At 65.8% G+C, this 240-nt stretch carries 1 pseudogene; it reads right to left on the reverse strand.

What is annotated here, in order from left to right:
• Positions 1 to 240 (reverse strand): annotated as a pseudogene (locus AAEZ10_RS27710) (ATP-binding protein); the annotation flags it as partial.

The raw sequence follows: 240 nt of genomic DNA on the forward strand, positions 1-240 counted from the left end.
CTGCCGATCAGGCTGGCGCCGATATTGCCAATGCCGGCGAAGTCCAGCGTCTGCCGTTGGCTGTCGAAGTGGGCGATCGCCGCCGCGCCGCCGCGGCTGCCGTTCATGGCCTGGTGCATGTTGCTGAATAGCGTGAACGGTGAATCCAGTGGTGTTTCTGCAAACGCCACGGCACCCGCCTGCGCGGCCTGCTGAGCAAGCTCGCCATGGCCGATGCCGTCGATGACCAGGGCACTGCAG

The organism is Pseudomonas sp. H26/SER47-MNA-CIBAN-0231 (genome assembly GCF_040310465.1).
In the GTDB taxonomy this organism is placed as follows: domain Bacteria; phylum Pseudomonadota; class Gammaproteobacteria; order Pseudomonadales; family Pseudomonadaceae; genus Aquipseudomonas; species Aquipseudomonas atacamensis.